General features: G+C 45.0%; 14 protein-coding genes. 12 read left to right on the top strand and 2 right to left on the bottom strand.

The window, feature by feature from the left end; genetic code table 11:
* Positions 1-15: 15 nt before the first annotated feature.
* The 5 genes from B5E64_RS04240 to B5E64_RS04220 all read left to right on the top strand — a co-directional run bounded on the left by B5E64_RS04240 (position 16) and on the right by B5E64_RS04220 (position 4,907).
* Positions 16-804 carry a segregation/condensation protein A gene (locus B5E64_RS04240; protein ID WP_087167296.1) on the top strand — a complete coding sequence of 263 codons (789 nt, stop codon included), beginning with the start codon at positions 16-18 and terminating at the stop codon, positions 802-804.
* Positions 773-1,342 (top strand): SMC-Scp complex subunit ScpB, encoded by a 570-nt coding sequence (gene scpB, locus B5E64_RS04235; protein ID WP_087167295.1) that lies wholly within the window; start codon positions 773-775, stop codon positions 1,340-1,342. The genes B5E64_RS04240 and scpB overlap by 32 nt, the downstream gene beginning before the upstream one ends.
* A gap of 104 nt (positions 1,343-1,446) precedes the next feature.
* Positions 1,447-2,478: a 3-deoxy-7-phosphoheptulonate synthase gene (locus tag B5E64_RS04230; protein ID WP_087167294.1), complete on the top strand. Its 1,032-nt coding sequence runs from the start codon at positions 1,447-1,449 to the stop codon at positions 2,476-2,478.
* 239 nt (positions 2,479-2,717) lie between these two features.
* Entirely contained in the window at positions 2,718-3,941 is a 1,224-nt protein-coding gene (locus B5E64_RS04225; protein WP_242960084.1) for a D-alanyl-D-alanine carboxypeptidase family protein, read from the top strand.
* A 219-nt stretch (positions 3,942-4,160) separates the two neighbouring features.
* A complete protein-coding gene (locus B5E64_RS04220) occupies positions 4,161-4,907 on the top strand; it encodes a transposase (protein WP_162610130.1) in 747 nt (248 codons plus the stop codon).
* Between the two features lie 71 nt (positions 4,908-4,978).
* Here B5E64_RS04220 and B5E64_RS04215 read toward each other — a convergent pair whose 3' ends face one another.
* Both B5E64_RS04215 and B5E64_RS04210 read right to left on the bottom strand, forming a co-directional pair.
* Complete coding sequence (locus B5E64_RS04215; protein WP_087167291.1) at positions 4,979-6,769, bottom strand: aminopeptidase P family protein; 1,791 nt, start codon at positions 6,767-6,769, stop codon at positions 4,979-4,981.
* Between the two features lie 225 nt (positions 6,770-6,994).
* On the bottom strand, positions 6,995-8,371 hold the full coding sequence (locus B5E64_RS04210) for a peptide MFS transporter (RefSeq protein ID WP_087167290.1): 1,377 nt from the start codon (positions 8,369-8,371) through the stop codon (positions 6,995-6,997).
* Between the two features lie 1,066 nt (positions 8,372-9,437).
* Between B5E64_RS04210 and B5E64_RS04205 the strand changes: the two genes are divergently transcribed.
* From B5E64_RS04205 to B5E64_RS04175, 7 genes are all read left to right on the top strand, one after another.
* A complete protein-coding gene (locus B5E64_RS04205; RefSeq protein WP_087167289.1) occupies positions 9,438-10,874 on the top strand; it encodes a carboxyl transferase domain-containing protein in 1,437 nt (478 codons plus the stop codon).
* Between the two features lie 14 nt (positions 10,875-10,888).
* Positions 10,889-11,650, top strand: a complete 762-nt coding sequence (locus tag B5E64_RS04200) for an OadG family transporter subunit (RefSeq protein WP_087167288.1) — start codon at positions 10,889-10,891, stop codon at positions 11,648-11,650.
* Between the two features lie 12 nt (positions 11,651-11,662).
* Positions 11,663-12,031, top strand: coding sequence for a biotin/lipoyl-containing protein (locus B5E64_RS04195; protein WP_087167287.1), 369 nt, complete (start codon positions 11,663-11,665; stop codon positions 12,029-12,031).
* A gap of 27 nt (positions 12,032-12,058) precedes the next feature.
* Entirely contained in the window at positions 12,059-13,210 is a 1,152-nt protein-coding gene (locus tag B5E64_RS04190; RefSeq protein WP_087167286.1) for a sodium ion-translocating decarboxylase subunit beta, read from the top strand.
* Positions 13,211-13,229: 19 nt separating this feature from the next.
* Positions 13,230-14,642: an oxaloacetate decarboxylase subunit alpha gene (locus B5E64_RS04185; RefSeq protein WP_087167285.1), complete on the top strand. Its 1,413-nt coding sequence runs from the start codon at positions 13,230-13,232 to the stop codon at positions 14,640-14,642.
* Between the two features lie 197 nt (positions 14,643-14,839).
* Entirely contained in the window at positions 14,840-15,793 is a 954-nt protein-coding gene (locus tag B5E64_RS04180; RefSeq protein ID WP_087167284.1) for a MurR/RpiR family transcriptional regulator, read from the top strand.
* Entirely contained in the window at positions 15,778-17,013 is a 1,236-nt protein-coding gene (locus B5E64_RS04175) for an NAD(P)/FAD-dependent oxidoreductase (protein WP_087167283.1), read from the top strand. Before B5E64_RS04180 ends, B5E64_RS04175 begins: the two co-directional genes overlap by 16 nt.
* Positions 17,014-17,050 lie beyond the last annotated feature (37 nt).

Here is a 17,050-nt window from a genome sequence, read left to right as displayed (position 1 = left end):
GAAAGAAGGAACCAAATGGGCATACCGGTAAAGCTTCCGGTGTTTGAGGGGCCGCTGGACCTGCTCCTGCACCTGATTGATAAAAATAAAATAGATATTTATGATATCCCGATTGTAGAGATTACCAACCAGTACATGGAATATATCCGGCAGATGGAACGGGAGGATCTGAATGTCATGAGCGAGTTTCTCGTGATGGCGGCGACTCTTCTGGATATCAAATGCAGAATGCTTCTTCCAAAAGAAGTCAACGAAGAAGGAGAGGAAGAAGATCCAAGACAGGAGCTGGTAGAACAGCTTTTGCAGTATAAGATGTACAAGTATATGTCGTATGAACTGCGGGACCGGGAAGTATTAGGCGAAAGGCGGATGTACCGGGAAGCGGATCTCCCGAAAGAGGTGGTCGAGTACACACCACCGGTAGATCTGGACGAGCTGATCGGGGATCTGACCCTGACCCGGTTAAACGAGATTTTTCAGGAAGTCATGCGCCGTCAGAATGATAAGATTGACCCGGTCAGAAGCCGGTTTGGCAAGATTGAAAAAGAAGAAGTAACACTCCCGGAGAAGATGGAATACATTTCAGAATATACAAGGACACACCGTTCATTTAAGTTCCGGGATCTGTTGATGAAACAGTCATCGAAAGTACAGGTTATCGTAACCTTTCTTGCAGTACTGGAGATGATGAAAGCCGGGAAGATCACTGCAAGTCAGGAAGAAACATTCGGGGACATTTTGATTCTGTCCACAGATGAGGAGGAAGAGGACAATGGAGATACGGAAACTGGAAGGAATCATTGAGGCCATCCTCTTTACCATGGGAGGAGCAGTGGAACTCTCACGCATTGCAAAAGCGGTAGAAGAGCCGGAAGAACGGATTAAAGAGGCGGTTACATCCATGCAGAAACGATACGAAGAAGAGGACAGAGGAATCAGCATTATTGAACTGGAAGATTCCTGCCAGATGTGCACAAAACCCGAGGCTTATGAGTATTTGATCCGCATTGCAAAACAGCCGAAAAAGCAGGTGCTCAGCGATGTTCTTCTGGAGACACTTTCCATCATTGCGTATAAACAGCCGGTTACCAAAATTGAAATTGAAAAGATCCGCGGCGTCAAGTCCGATCACGCAGTCAACAAACTGGTAGAATATAACCTCGTCTGTGAAGTTGGAAGACTGGACGCGCCGGGAAGGCCGCTTCTTTTCGGAACGACAGAAGAATTTTTAAGAAGATTCAGCGTACAGAAACTGGAGGATCTGCCGGGCATCGATCCGGATCAGATGGAACAGTTTAAAGAAGAGGCAGAGGATGAAGCGGAGATCAAGCTGCATGTATGATAATTGCAAACGGGCAATTTGATTGAAACTGTACAGAGCAAACAGAGATCAGGCAAATTTAAAGAAGACAGCAAAAGATAGAAAAAAAGAAAGAGGACAAGATTATGGCAATGAAGATACAGGCCAGACTTCCGGAGCCGGAAGAGCTGAAACAAAAATATCCTATGTCTGCGGACATGAAAAAAATCAAAGAAGAACGGGATGGAGAGATTCAGAATGTATTCACCGGGTATTCCGATAAATTTCTTGTTATCATCGGACCATGCTCCGCAGATAACGAAGATGCAGTCTGCGAATATGTAGAACGGCTCGCCCGACTCAACGAAGAAGTCAAAGACAAACTGATTCTGATCCCGAGGATCTATACGAACAAACCAAGAACAACAGGAGAAGGATACAAAGGCATGCTGCATCAGCCGGAACCGGACAAAGAGCCAAACCTTCTGGAAGGCTTGATCGCTATCCGGAAACTTCATCTGCATTCCATCGAAGTCAGCGGACTCACCGGAGCCGACGAAATGCTTTATCCGGAAAACAGAAGCTACCTCGATGACATTCTCTCCTATGAGGCTGTAGGAGCAAGATCTGTTGAAAATCAGCAGCACCGATTGACGGCAAGCGGCATGGATATCCCGGTAGGAATGAAAAATCCGACCAGCGGCGATCTTTCTGTTATGCTCAACTCTATCAAAGCAGCACAAGGCGCCCACCAGTTTATCTACCGGACACTCGATGTCACCACCAGCGGCAATCCACTCGCACACGCCATTCTCCGCGGCGGCGTAGACAAATACGGAACCTGCATACCAAACTACCACTATGAAGACCTTTACCGGCTCAGCGCAATGTACAAAACATCCAGACTCAAAAACCCGGCAGTCATCGTAGACGCAAACCACTCTAACTCAAACAAACAATACAAAGAACAGATCCGTATTGTCAGCGAAGTCCTGCATAGCAGAAATTATAACACCGATCTCAAAAAACTCATCAAAGGAGTCATGATCGAAAGCTATCTCATCGAAGGCCGCCAGGAAATCACCGACAACCGCACCTACGGACAGTCCATTACCGATCCATGCATCGGATGGGACGATACCGAAAAACTCGTCAAAAAAATCGCAGAAGAATGTTAAAATTTTTATTTTTCAACGTTTCAACGGGGACGTGTTCCGATGCACCGGAACACGTCCCCGTTGAAAAAATTATGAACAAAATGAGTAGCAAACCTTACATGAATATTACGGTAAAAGAACATTTTTGGAATAAAGGTGTCTGAATTTTCATAGAGTTGTCTTAGAAAGTTTGATCTGGGAGTGGTCTGTTGAAAATGAGGAGTTGTAGACGGTTGAAGTGGAAGGCCGGAGTAATTTTTATGATAGGTGTACTTTATATTAGTGTTGGTTTTCCGGTGTTGCAGGTACAGGCGGAAGAAGAAGCTCAGGTGGATAATTTGCAATTATATGCACAGTCAGCTGTTCTCATGGATGGTGAAAGTGGACGGATACTGTTTGAAAAAGACGGTGGGGAAGAGCGGCCAATGGCAAGTACAACGAAGATTATGACCTGTATTCTTGCGTTGGAAACAGGAAATCTTAACGATATTGTAACAGTTTCGAAAGAAGCAGCAAGACAGCCGGAAGTGCATCTTGGGATGAAGGAAGGCGATCAATTTTATATGGAAGATCTCCTGTACTCAATTATGCTGGAGTCTCACAATGACAGTGCGTGGGCAGTGGCGGAGCATATTTCAGGAACTGTGGATGAGTTTACCAGTCTGATGGATCAGAAAGCAAAAAAACTGGGGTGCAACCACACGAATTTTGTGACACCAAACGGGCTGGATGGAAAAGACGAAGACGGAATTCATCATACAACGGCGAAAGATTTGGCGAGAATTATGAGGTATTGCATTATGGAATCGCCACAAAAGGAAGCGTTTTTGCGGATCACACAGACAAAGACAAAAACATTTCAGGATACCACAGGGAAGAAACAATTCACATGCAGCAATCATAATGCATTTCTGGATATGATGGAAGGCGCACTGACCGGGAAAACCGGATTTACCGGAGAAGCAGGATACTGTTATGCGGGAGCGGTAAGACAGGGAGACAAAACACTGATCGTAACACTTCTTGCCTGCGGATGGCCGAATAACAAATATTATAAATGGGATGATATGAAGAAACTGGTGCAGTACGGGCTCGACCAGTACGAATACCGCCAATATTGGGAGGAAGCACTGCAAAATGGCGAAATACGACTTCTGGAGGCAGGAAAAGAAAAAGAAGTGAAGGATTCAACACCACAGGAGGGAAATTTATACAATGATGGAACTGTGAATGCATTCCTGAATATATCTACAACAGACAGGCAAAAACGGATTCTGATGAAAAAGACAGAAACGATCGAAATCCAGATCCAGGAGCAAGATACGATCCAGGCCCCGGTAGAAAAAAAACAAAAACTTGGAGAAGTAACCCTTCTACTAAACGGAGAAGTTCTTGAACAAAAAAATATCATCAGCGGAGACCAAATTTCCAGAAAAGACCTGCTCTGGACCTACCGACAGATCTGGAAAACCTATGCACTGTAAATACACATAAGCAGTCGTCGAAATATACATAAAAAGAATAAGAAACAGTGGTACACTTCTATAAAAAAGAGTATAATATTTTTGGGGACGTGTTCCGGCGTATCGGAACCTGTCCCCGATGAAAAAAATCTGAAATCATATCTTTTAGTTTCTTTTTTCTAAATTGTATCTTATTTATTTTCAATTTTTAATTTGAAATTTACAGAACGGAGTGATGAATTGCCAAGAAATGGTAGAAGAAAATCTTCTTCGGATTTTTATCATGTAATCATCCGGGGAATCAATCGAGAACGCATTTTTGAAACAAATCGACATAAAGAAAAGTTGACAAAGTATTTAAAAGAGAAGGAAGTAGAGACGGTGGAAATCTATGCGTACTGTATTATGTCGAATCATTTACACCTTCTCCTGCACGGACCACTGAAAGAGATTTCTGAGTACATGAAAGCTGTGCAGACGGCTTATGCATTGTATTACAACCGAAAGATGGAAAGAAATGGACATGTATTTCAAAACAGATTTAAAAGTTTCCCAATTGAAAGTGAAGAATATCTCTGGCAGTGTTTCTATTATATCCACTTAAATCCAGTCAAAGCAAAGATTACAGGAAAAATGAACCGATATCAATACAGCAGCGCCCAAGAATACATTTATGAAAAAAAGGGGCTTATTCGCGAAAACGCACGTCAGTTTATTAAAAGTGGACAGATGACTTATTCAGCAGAAAGAGTGATTCCTCAACTTGAAGAAGTTTATATAGAAGATTTGCCGGAAGATACCAAAGAACAGAAAGAAAGGATATTTCGGAAATGGATAGAAATCTATTTGGAAGAACATCCAGATTTACAGTTCTGGGATTTGCAAAAATTACCTGAGAATCGAAAAGATTTTGCAGAAACGATGCTGGATCCCAGAGTTATGTCGAGAAAAGAATTGCTTAGAAGACTCGATAAATTCAGACAATAGCATCGAGAGGTGGTTTTTTAACACATTGGGGACGTGCTCCGATGCGTCGGAACACGTCCCTCGATTTCAAATTAGATCTCTCTTGTATATGTTTTGAGCCATTCTTTTTCTTCGTCTGTTAAGTGTGGAGAAATTTTTTCATATACTTGTTTGTGGTAGTTATTGAGCCATTCTCTTTCTGTTTTGGACAGGTATTCCGGATCGATTCCATCGAGGTCGATTGGTGCGAAAGTAATGGTTTCAAAGTACATGAACTGTCCGTATTTGTTTTTGGTTCCTTTTCTGACGATGAATTCGTTTTCGGTACGGATTCCGAATTTGCCGTCTTCGTAGATTCCCGGTTCGTCAGTGATAACCATGCCTTCTTCGAGCTGGTGGTGTTCGTTCTTGCTCGGTACGACATACCAGCGGAAGCCTGTCGGTGGTTCGTGAATATTTGCAAGGTATCCTACGCCATGGCCGGTGCCGCACTGAAAATCAAGATCCAGTTCCCAGATTGGTCCTCTTGCAAGGACGTCAAGATTGTATCCGTAACATCCGTAGAGGAATTTTGCTCTCGCAAGATTCATCATGGCACGTACAACAGCGGTATAGTATTTTTTCATTTCATCGCTGACAGAACCGAGTACAAAAGTACGGGTGATGTCTGTGGATCCTTCATAGTAACCGCCGCCTGTATCATTGAGGAAGAATCCGCCTTCCTTGAGTTGTACATCACTTTCTTCAGATGGTGAATAATGCATCATGGCTGCGTGGTCGCCGAATGCGCAAAGAGGTTCGAAACTGTCACGGATGTAGCCTTCCTGTTCAGCGCGCAGGGATGTAAGTTTTGCAGCGGAACTTAATTCTGTGATAACCTCTTTATCGTAGCGTGTTTTGATCCAGTGCATGAATTTTGTGATTGCCACACCGTCCTTGATATGAGCTTCTTTGATATTTTCAAGTTCAACCGGGTTTTTCATGGCTTTCATGAGGATAGTCGGGTTTGCGCATTCTACAATTTTGCAAGGAATGTTTTTGTAAAGCGCATAATTCATTTTCATCGGATCGATCATAGCGACTTCATCTGCAGAAAGTGTTTTGATATCTTCGTAAATGTTATTGTATGGATGAATATTTACATTGTTCTTTGCAAATTCTGCATGGATCTGTTCGTTTAATTTACTGTCGTCCACATAGAGTTCTACACTGTCCATTTTTACAATGGCGTAGGAGAGCAGAAGCGGGAAGAAATCGATATCATCCCCACGGACATTTAACAGCCAGCAGATATCATCGAGCGATGCAATCACATGTGCGGTAGCACCCTGTTCGGACATTGCTTTTCTCACGCGCTCCAGTTTGGAAGAGGTACTTTCTCCGGAATATTTTTCTTCAAGGAAAAATGCCGGTTTGTCTGAAAGAGGCGGGCGATCTTCCCAGATCGAGTCGATCAGATCTTCCATATAATCGATACGAATTCCTTTGGAAGCAAGTGCTTCTTCATACTCCTGACCTTCTCCCATGGAAAGTACACGTCCGTCAAATGCGACAGTGCCTCCCTCCGGAACATAGGAAGCAAGCCATTCTGTAACAGAAGGTGTATCGCCTACAAACATCTTCATCAGGCGGATACCGCTTCCTTTCATTTCGTTTTCAGCCTGGAAGAAATATCTTCCGTCTGTCCAGAGTCCGGCATCGTCCTTTCCGATGACAGCAGTACCGTAGGAACCACTGAATCCTGTAATAAATTTTCTTGCTTTGAAGTGCTCGCCTACATATTCGCTTTGGTGAAAATCAGCAGTCGGAACAACATATGCGTCAATTCCTTTTTCTGCCATCAGTGCACGAAGTCTGGCGATTCTGTCTGCTACAACAGTCATGAGAAAAACCTCCTTTTTATCTGAAATAATTTTAGCTATAAATATTTTATCACTATTGGTGCTTAAGTTCAAATCTTATATGGAAGAAATTGTAAAAAATGTACAAAAAACATAGAAAATGATATAACAAAACCGGCATGACAAAAGTCATGCCGGTCTGTGGAAAACAGATTGTTTTCTAAGGAATCACACACAATCAATATGTGGAAATCCTTTGGTTTTCAATTATTTTTCATCAGCCAGTTTATCCAGCTTGCCGCTGAATGCGTACAGCAGAACACCACAGATGATAACAACTGCAGCAATGATGCTGTAGTACAGGTTGAAGTTACCAGCTCTTGAACCAGCATCGAGAGCACCGTACAGGTTCGGGTAAATCAGTGTAGCGATAAATACAGCGATTGGCCAGAATCCTAACAGGAATCCCATCAGTTTTGCCGGTGCGAACATGGAAATAAAGGAGTTTCCAAGTGGTGAGAAAATCATTTCACCAACGGACATTAATAATGCGATCAAGATTACCCAGAACCATGAGCACTGTCCGTCGCCACGAATTACGTTAGCTACAACCATAGCTACGTAGGAAAGACCTACTAAGAAGATACCGATAGCTGTCTTCTTGAACATGGACATATCGCCCTGCGGTCTTGCTGCCATTTTAGCCCATACAACAGCGAATACAGGTCCCAGAACGATACATGTCAGAGCGTTCAGAGAGTCAAAGTAGGATGTCTGCGGAATCTGCCATCCGAACAGGCTCCAGTCAGCCCAGTTCAGGAATTCGGAGCTGTCGCCGAATCCGAAGTAGTAGTATACTACGTTGTAGGACATATACCATGCAATCCAGAAAATAGCAGAGAAAAGTGTAACGATTACGATAGCAACAATACGTTTTTTGTCGCCGGATGTAAGCGGTTTGTTTTCTTCTGCGGATTTCTTCTCTTTGTCAACGAAAGATCTCTGGTCTTTCTTGAATGGCTGTTTACCCTTGTCACCAAGAGATTTGCCATTAGCAAGGAACCAAACTGCATCGATGAGCAGAAGAGCACCAGCGATAAGCAGCAGGAACTGATATCCCTGAGAATCTGCAAGCAGTACTACGAATGTCGTTCCGATGAAAGAACCGATATTAACGAAAGAGTACTGTACAGAGAATGCTGAGTTCAGTTCATCCTGATCATCAAACATCAAACTGTTGACACCGGATAAGTTACCTTTGAATAAACCTGTACCAACAGATACAAAGATAATCATTACCCATACAAGTGTCATGTTGCTTGCCTGCCATCCGATAAGGTAGCCGACACCCATAAGAATCATACCAAGAACTACGCAAAGTCTCGGGCTTACCCAGTAGTCAGCGAGGTAACCGCCGATCATAGGAGTAATGTAAGTAAATGCTACGAAATAAGCGGAAACCTGACCTGCTTCTACAGAAGAAAGTCCCATACCACCCATTGAACTTGTTGTTTCCGTAGCCAGCCAAATAGCAAGAAGCCATTTAACTGTGTAGAATGCACATCTTTCAAATGTGAATCCCAGAGCACAAGCGTAGAAACCAAAAGGATAACCTTTCTTGGATTTAGTAGCTGTGTTTCCCATAGTCAAAACCCTCCAATTTAATTTTTGATTTCTCATACGTAAATCATCCAAGTCATTTTCTTCCCTATATTAATTAAGAAAGAAAACTTACTCAACATACCAAAGTGTGATGAGCTGTCTAATTGAAACAGACACTTTCTGATGCAGCAGATCATGCCGGACTCAGTCAGACAAAAGCGGCCTTTCGGCCAGGTGTCTTTTACAGATTATGAAATCCATTTCCATAATATACCGGCTGGAAAAGACTATGTAAAGGAATATAGTTCGCAAAAGAACAACATCTAAGACAGAATGAACAACTGTCGGAAGCAGAAGTCAGGGAATGGTCTGCCTTGTAGTCTCTGCCTTCATGAAAAGAAGACAATCTGGCAAAAACGGAAGAGGAATTCTCCCTTTTCTTGTTCCGGATGGTGAGCTTTCCTGATTTTATCTGCGGAGACAGACAAAAATATGTCAAAGACTGGATATTCCGCAAAAATAAAATCCGGTCATTTCAGGCATCTGGAACAATATCCGCTATCTGACAGAGAACGGTACTGCACTAGCCGCACACTGAAAGATGCTCCCTTTCGGGAAAGTAAGACAGAAGCGGGAAACTGCCCCGGCCGGCACCGGAAAACCGCATCTTTTCTGACTTGGAAGAAAACATGACGCTTCCGGGTTTTCCTGAATCTGTATTACTGCTTATGCCATAAAAAAGACAAAAGATGTCATTTCCCTTGGTATTCCTTTATAACATTATGACATCCCTGTAATGGCTATTTTAGCACAGTTTCCGTGTCGACACAATGAATTTTTTGTAACACAGTCCAAAATTATTAAATTTTCATAAAAAAAAGACAGATAAAGAAAGAAACTAAAAATTATATTGGGCCAAGTGTAGAAAAAGCTTGAAATATGCTGAAAAAACATTAATACGTTAATATGATAACGCAATATACGAGTGAAAAAATATGTCAAAAATTTCACATAAACTCTTGAAAAAGGATATTAGAAAAAGTATAATATAATTGGCTAAAATTTGGTTTAACTTTTAGGAATATATCACAAATGGAGGGCTAGGTTTATGAGTAATGAAGCAGCAAAAACGCCGGCAGTTTTCAGGATTTCAGAATTACTGGATGCCGGCAGCTTTGTTGAGATCGGTGGCGCTGTCACAGCCAGGAACACGGATTTCAACATGCAGGAAAGCAAGGTTCCGGGAGATGGCGTGATCACCGGATATGGAGTCATTGACGGCAGTCTGGTCTATGTGTACAGCCAGGATGCATCGGTACTCGGCGGAGCAGTCGGAGAGATGCACGCAAAGAAGATTACAGGCCTTTATGACATGGCGATGAAAATGGGGGCACCGGTGATCGGCCTGATTGACTGTGCAGGACTCAGGCTTCAGGAAGGAACAGACGCATTGCAGGCGTTTGGCAGTATTTATGCGAAACAGGCACTCGCTTCAGGAGTGATCCCGCAGATTACTGCTGTATTTGGTACCTGCGGCGGTGGAGCTGCAATCCTTTCCGGACTTTCCGATTTCACATTCATGGAAGAAAAAGGAAAGCTTTTTGTTAATTCCCCGAATGCGATCCCGGGCAATCACATTGAAAAATGCGACACGTCCGGTGCGGCGTTTCAGACAGAGGAGGCCGGTAATGTAGATTTCCTTGGAACAGAAAGTGAAATCCTGTCCGGTATCCGGGAGTTGATCTGTATGCTTCCTGCAAACAATGAGGACAACGATTCTTATGAAGAATGCACCGACGACCTGAACCGGTTATGCGCGGGAATTGAAAATGGAGCCGATGACGCTGCCCTCGTGTTATCGATGATCGCTGATGATCAGAAATTTATAGAAGTAAAGGCAGGGTACGCAAAAGAAATGGTGACCGGTTTTGTCCGGATGAACGGACTGACGGTCGGAGCTGTTGCGAACCGTTCCAAAGTATACGATGAAGAAGGCAAAGTACAGCAGGAGTTTGACGGCTCTCTTTCTGCAAAAGGATGCCGGAAAGCAGCCGATTTTGTGACATTCTGCGATGCATTTGAGATTCCGGTTCTGACACTGACAGATGTCAATGGATTCAAGGCATCAAAATGCAGTGAGAAAACACTTGCAAGAGAAGCGGCAAAACTGGTCTACGCATTTGCGAATGCAACGGTGCCGAAGGTGAATGTTATGACAGGTAAAGCGATTGGAAGCGGTTACCTTGTAATGAACAGCAAGGCACTTGGAGCTGACATGGTTTATGCATGGCCGGATGCCGAAATCGGAGCAATGGAAGCAGGTCTTGCGGCAAAGATCATGTATCCTGACGTGTCTGCGGATGAGAGAAAGGAAAAAGAAGATCAGTACCGCAGTATGCAGGAAAGCGCGGCATCTGCGGCGGCAAGAGGATATGTGGATACAGTGATCCGTCCGGAAGATACAAGAAAGTATGTGATCGGAGCTCTGGAGATGCTGTTCACAAAAAGAGAGGACCGTCCGTCCAAAAAGCACGGAACGGTATAGAGAGGTGAGACGAGTTGAAGAAAAGAATTAGTTTATTTGCAGTCATCCTTGCCCTCGTATTTACTCTTTCCGGATGCAGCAGCAGTTCTGATGCAAATTATGATGAAGATACAATGATCGAGCAGGCGGATGCGCTGATCTCAAGTTTCAGCCAGATGTCTACGGAAGAACTGGATGCATTTAAGGATGTAAGTGAACTGCAGTTGAATCTGACACTGCTTCAGTCAGGATTTAATGTGCAGGCATCCAATTTTACCACGATGATTGATGCGTGGGAAGCTGGAGTTGAAGAGTGTGGTGATTATATCAGCCACGGAGATTTCACTGTGGAGCAGAGTTCGGACAGCATCATGCTGACAACAGATGCCGAGTACGAAGACAGAGATGCTGAGATTACGATTGAGTTTAACGAAAAATCGGAGATGGAGAGTTTTACGGCGGCAGCCAAATATTCAACCGGAGAAATTCTTCAGAAGGCCGGCCTGAATACAGTCCTTGGAATGGGAACCGTGTTTGTCGTACTGATTTTCATTTCCTTTATCATTTCCCTGTTCGGCCTGATCGGTAAAACACAGCAGAAAAAGACAGAGCCGAAACAGACAGAAGCAGCACCTGCTGCTGTTGAAGAAGAGACTGTCCAGGAAGAGGATCTGACGGATGATCTGGAGCTGGTTGCAGTCATCAGTGCGGCAATCGCGGCAAGTGAGGGGACTTCTACAGACGGATTTGTAGTACGTTCCATTAAAAAAAGAAGAAAGAACAGTCAGTGGAAATAGGAGGAAGCAATCATGAAAAGTTATACAATTACAGTAAATGGAAACGTATATGACGTTACAGTAGAAGAGAAGAATGAAGCAGGAGCGGCATCTGCGCCGGCAGCGGCACCAAAGGCAGCACCGAAAGCACCAAAGGCACCGGCTCCGAAAAAAACGCAGGGTGCAGGCAGCATCCGTGTGGAAGCAGGGGCGGCCGGAAAAGTATTCAAAATCGAAGCTTCTGTAGGTCAGAAAGTCAAAAGGGGAGAGCCGGTTGTCATCATTGAGGCGATGAAGATGGAGATCCCTGTTGTTGCTCCGGAAGACGGAACAGTGGCAAGTATCGAACTTGCAGTAGGAGATGCATGTGAAGCGGGAACCTTGCTTGCAACATTAAATTAATGACAACTGACAATTGGAGGTTAGAACATGAGCTATATAGTTGAGACGTTAGGGCGTCTTGTAGAGCAGACGGCATTTCTGAACCTGACGGTTGGCAACCTGATCATGATTGCAGTTGCATGCTTGTTTCTGTATCTTGCGATCAACAGAGGGTTTGAACCGCTTCTTCTCGTCCCGATTGCTTTTGGGATGCTCCTTGTAAATATCTATCCGGACATTATGCTGTCTTTTGAAGATTCGGATAATGGAACCGGTGGACTTTTGTATTATTTCTATAAACTGGACGAGTGGTCTATTCTGCCGTCGCTGATTTTCATGGGCGTCGGAGCAATGACAGACTTCCGCCCGCTGATTGCGAACCCGAAAAGCTTCCTTTTGGGAGCAGCTGCACAGTTTGGTATTTTTGCAGCATACCTCGGAGCGATGGCAATGGGATTTTCTGACAAAGCAGCGGCAGCAATCGCCATCATCGGCGGAGCGGACGGACCGACATCGATTTTCCTCTGCGGAAAGCTTCAGCAGACCGCACTTCTTGGACCGATTGCGGTAGCGGCATATTCCTACATGGCACTGGTACCGATTATCCAGCCGCCGATCATGAAGCTTCTGACAACAGAAAAAGAACGTAAGGTCAAGATGGAACAGCTCCGGCCGGTATCCAAGCTGGAAGCGATCCTCTTCCCGATCATCGTTACTGTTGTTGTCTGTCTGATTCTTCCGACGACAGCACCGCTTGTCGGAATGCTGATGCTTGGAAACCTCTTCCGTGAATCCGGAGTGGTACGCCAGCTGACAGAAACCGCGTCCAACGCGTTGATGTATATCGTTGTCATCCTGCTTGGTACTTCCGTAGGAGCAACGACAAGCGCGGAAGCGTTTTTGAATCTGGATACGATCAAGATCGTCATCCTGGGACTGATCGCATTCGCGTTCGGTACCGCGGCGGGTGTTCTTCTTGGTAAAGTCATGTGCTATGTAACCGGAGGCAAGGTCAATCCGCTGATCGGGTCCGCAGGAGTATCTGCAGTGCCGATGGCAGCCAGAGTATCACAGAAAGTCGGTGCTGAGGCAGATCCGACAAACTTCCTTCTGATGCATGCAATGGGGCCAAACGTAGCCGGCGTTATCGGAACGGCAGTCGTGGCAGGAACATTTATGGCGATATTCGGAGTGAAATAAGTTCGAGGAGGAGATTGAAATGGCAGAGAAAAAACCAATTAAAATAACAGAGACGATTCTGCGTGATGCACATCAGTCCCTGATCGCAACAAGAATGACGACCGAGCAGATGATGCCGATCGTAGAAAAACTTGACAAAGTCGGATATCATTCTGTGGAATGCTGGGGAGGAGCAACCTTTGACGCTTCTTTACGTTTCCTGAAAGAAGATCCATGGGACAGACTCCGTAAATTCCGTGACGGTTTTAAAAACACAAAGCTGCAGATGCTGTTCCGCGGACAGAACATCCTCGGATACCGTCCTTACGGCGATGATGTAGTAGAGTACTTTGTGCAGAAATCCGTTGCAAACGGAATTGATATCATCCGCATTTTCGACTGTCTGAACGACCTTCGGAATCTTCAGACCGCAGTCAGGGCGGCAAATAAAGAAAAAGCCCATGCACAGGTGGCCCTCTCCTACACAATCGGAGACGCCTACACTCTGGAATACTGGGTACAGAAAGCAAAAGAAATCGAGGAGATGGGTGCGGATTCCATCTGCATCAAAGATATGGCAGGCCTTCTGCTTCCTTATAAAGCAACCGAACTTGTAACCGCTTTAAAAGAAGCAACAAACCTTCCGATCCAGCTCCATACCCACTATACATCCGGAGTCGCATCCATGACCTACTTAAAAGCAGTGGAAGCAGGTGTAGATGTGATCGATACGGCAATGTCACCATTTGCGCTCGGAACATCCCAGCCGGCAACCGAAGTCATGGTAGAAACATTCAAAGGCACACCGTACGACACCGGATTTGACCAGCAGCTGTTGTCCGAGATCGCAGATTACTTCCGCCCGATCCGTGATGAAGCACTGGAAAGCGGACTCTTAAATCCGAAGAATCTGGGAGTTAATATCAAAACACTCCTCTATCAGGTACCGGGAGGCATGCTCTCCAACCTGACCTCCCAGTTGAAAGAACAGGGAGCGGAGGACAAATATTATGAAGTGCTTGAAGAAGTACCAAGAGTCAGAAAGGACCTCGGAGAACCACCGCTTGTCACACCGTCCTCCCAGATCGTAGGAACACAGGCTGTCTTCAACGTTTTGATGGGAGAACGCTACAAAATGGCAACCAAAGAAACAAAAGATATCCTGAAAGGCAAATACGGCGCAACTGTCTGCCCGTTCAACGAAGACGTCAAGAAAAAATGCCTCGGCGACGAAATCGATGACTGCATCACCTGCCGCCCGGCAGATCTTATCCCGGATGAACTGGAAACACTCGAAAACGAGATGAAACAGTGGAAACAGCAGGACGAAGATGTACTGACCTATGCCCTCTTCCCGCAGGTTGCAATCGACTTTTTCAAATACCGTCAGGCACAGCAGACAAAAGTAGACGAGACAATTGCAGACACAAAAAACGGAAGTTATCCTGTTTAAACGTACAACTTCTAAATAAAAAGCAATACAGATTTTTCTATTGGGGACGTGTTCCGATTCATCGGAACACGTCCCCAAAATTTAATAAATGCTTAAATCTTTGTCCTCTTTCTTGTCGACTCTTGTGAAATGCTTGTAATTAAGGTGAAAAAGGAGTATACTTAATTAGCTATTATGGACTTTTGGAGGAGTTAGTCATGACCGGCAAAAATGAGTTGCTTGAAAGAATTGAGGAGCGGTATGACGGGATGAGCAAGAGCCAGAAGAAACTGGCGGACTATATACGGTCTTCTTATGAGAAGGCTGTTTTCATGACTGCGGCCAGACTGGGTGATGTGGTCGGTGTCAGTGAGTCTACAGTTGTACGTTTTGCGTCCGGTCTTGGGTACAAGGGCTATCCGCAGTTTCAGAAAGCGCTTGAGGAGCTTGTGAGCAACCGTCTGAATTTTATTCAGAGGATGGAGGTTACTTACGGGCGGATCAGCCAGTCTGAGATTCTGATGAGTGTGCTCCAGTCGGATATAGAGAAGATTAAGCTGACGATGGAGCATATTGATCAGAATGCCTTTGAGACGGCGGTCGATACGATTTTAAATGCCAGGAAAATCTACATTGTGGGCATACGAAGCTGTGCCACACTTGCAAATTTTCTTGGCTTTTATCTGAATCTGATCCGGGATAATGTGGTCAGCGTGGACACGAACAGTTCCAGTGAGATTTTTGAGCAGATTATCCGGATTACGGAGGAGGATGTGATCATCGGTATCAGCTTCCCGAGATACTCCATGAGAACGTTAAAGGCTCTGGAATTTGCGAACAACCGGGGGGCAAAGATCATCACACTGACGGACAGCGTTCACTCACCGATGAATCTTTATTCGTCCTGCAGTCTGATCGCGCGCAGCGATATGGCTTCGATTGTGGATTCGCTTGTGGCGCCGCTGAGTGTGATTAATGCGCTGGTGGTTGCACTCTGCATGAAAAAGCAGGACGAGGTTGTGGACACGCTGGGGACACTGGAACAGATCTGGGATGAGTATCAGGTTTATTCAAGCGATGAACTGCATCCGGTCAGGGATAAAATACCACTTCATTTTCCGGACCAGAAGAAAGTGAATGATCAGAGGAGAACGGAATGGGAAAAACAGTAGTAATCGGAGGAGGCGCGGCAGGAATGATGGCCGCCATCTTCGCAGCAAGAAATGGAAACCAGGTAGAATTATTTGAGAAAAATGAAAAACTGGGTAAAAAGATCTATATTACCGGAAAGGGAAGGTGCAATCTGACGAATTCCTGTGATATGGAAGAGCTTCTGGATTCTGTGGTTACAAATAAAAAGTTCCTTTACAGCAGTTTTTACGGATTTACAAACGAAGAGACCATGGAGTTTTTCAGCGAAATCGGACTGAAGATGAAAACAGAGCGGGGAAACAGGGTGTTTCCGGAGTCCGATCATTCTTCTGATGTCATCCGTGTACTGGGAGATGAATTGAAACGCCAGGGAGTTCAGGTACACTTAAACACGAAAGTACAGCAGATCGGAACAAAAGACGGGGCGTTTGCCTGCCTGTACCTTGCGGACGGGACGGAAGTACAGGCAGATACATGTATTATCGCCACAGGAGGAAACTCCTACCAGACGACAGGGTCAACAGGAGACGGTTACCGGTTTGCAAAAACCCTTGGACATACCGTAACCAGCATCCGTCCGGCGCTGGTGCCGATGGAGACGAAGGAATCTTTTGTAAAAGATCTTCAGGGCCTTTCTCTTAAGAATACGGCAATTACCATCCTGGACGGGTCGAAAGTCCTTTACGAAGATTTTGGTGAAATGCTTTTTACGCACTATGGAGTGAGCGGGCCGATGATATTAAGCGCCAGCTCTTTTGTCGGAAAAATTCTGGAGGAAAGACCGCTGAGACTCCGGATTGATTTGAAGCCGGCGCTTTCCTTTGAACAGCTGGATGCGAGACTTCTGCGGGATTTCGAGGAGAATAAGAACAAGCAGTTTAAAAACGCACTTGCCAGGCTTCTCCCGGCCAAGATGATTCCGGTGGCTGTTGAGCAGAGCCGGATTCATCCGGAAAAGAAGATCCACGAAATCACCAGAGAAGAGAGGCTTGCTTTCGCGGCATTGCTAAAAGGTCTGGAGCTGACCATTACCGGGCTTCGGGATTTCAATGAAGCCATTATTACACAGGGAGGCGTCAATGTCAGGGAGATCAACCCGGCAACGATGGAATCCAGACTGGTAAAACATGTCTATTTTGCGGGAGAGGTTCTGGATCTGGATGCTGTGACAGGCGGATTCAATCTTCAGATTGCATGGTCTACCGGAAATGCGGCGGGTTCCTGTGCTTCTGAGGAATAAGGCACAGTCAGACTGAGAATAAATACAGTATCGGAGG

Source organism: Drancourtella sp. An12 (assembly GCF_002160935.1).
Taxonomy (GTDB): domain Bacteria; phylum Bacillota; class Clostridia; order Lachnospirales; family Lachnospiraceae; genus Sellimonas; species Sellimonas catena.
This window is presented reverse-complemented; position numbering and strand designations above follow the sequence as displayed.

Excerpts from the sequence above, each read along its gene's own strand:
- B5E64_RS04240 (WP_087167296.1), top strand. The coding sequence starts at position 16 with ATGGGCATACCGGTAAAGCTTCCGGTGTTTGAGGGGCCGCTGGACCTG.
- scpB (WP_087167295.1), top strand. The coding sequence starts at position 773 with ATGGAGATACGGAAACTGGAAGGAATCATTGAGGCCATCCTCTTTACC.
- B5E64_RS04230 (WP_087167294.1), top strand. The coding sequence starts at position 1,447 with ATGGCAATGAAGATACAGGCCAGACTTCCGGAGCCGGAAGAGCTGAAA.
- B5E64_RS04225 (WP_242960084.1), top strand. The coding sequence starts at position 2,718 with ATGATAGGTGTACTTTATATTAGTGTTGGTTTTCCGGTGTTGCAGGTA.
- B5E64_RS04215 (WP_087167291.1), bottom strand. The coding sequence starts at position 6,769 with ATGACTGTTGTAGCAGACAGAATCGCCAGACTTCGTGCACTGATGGCA.
- B5E64_RS04210 (WP_087167290.1), bottom strand. The coding sequence starts at position 8,371 with ATGGGAAACACAGCTACTAAATCCAAGAAAGGTTATCCTTTTGGTTTC.
- B5E64_RS04205 (WP_087167289.1), top strand. The coding sequence starts at position 9,438 with ATGAGTAATGAAGCAGCAAAAACGCCGGCAGTTTTCAGGATTTCAGAA.
- B5E64_RS04195 (WP_087167287.1), top strand. The coding sequence starts at position 11,663 with ATGAAAAGTTATACAATTACAGTAAATGGAAACGTATATGACGTTACA.
- B5E64_RS04190 (WP_087167286.1), top strand. The coding sequence starts at position 12,059 with ATGAGCTATATAGTTGAGACGTTAGGGCGTCTTGTAGAGCAGACGGCA.
- B5E64_RS04185 (WP_087167285.1), top strand. The coding sequence starts at position 13,230 with ATGGCAGAGAAAAAACCAATTAAAATAACAGAGACGATTCTGCGTGAT.
- B5E64_RS04180 (WP_087167284.1), top strand. The coding sequence starts at position 14,840 with ATGACCGGCAAAAATGAGTTGCTTGAAAGAATTGAGGAGCGGTATGAC.
- B5E64_RS04175 (WP_087167283.1), top strand. The coding sequence starts at position 15,778 with ATGGGAAAAACAGTAGTAATCGGAGGAGGCGCGGCAGGAATGATGGCC.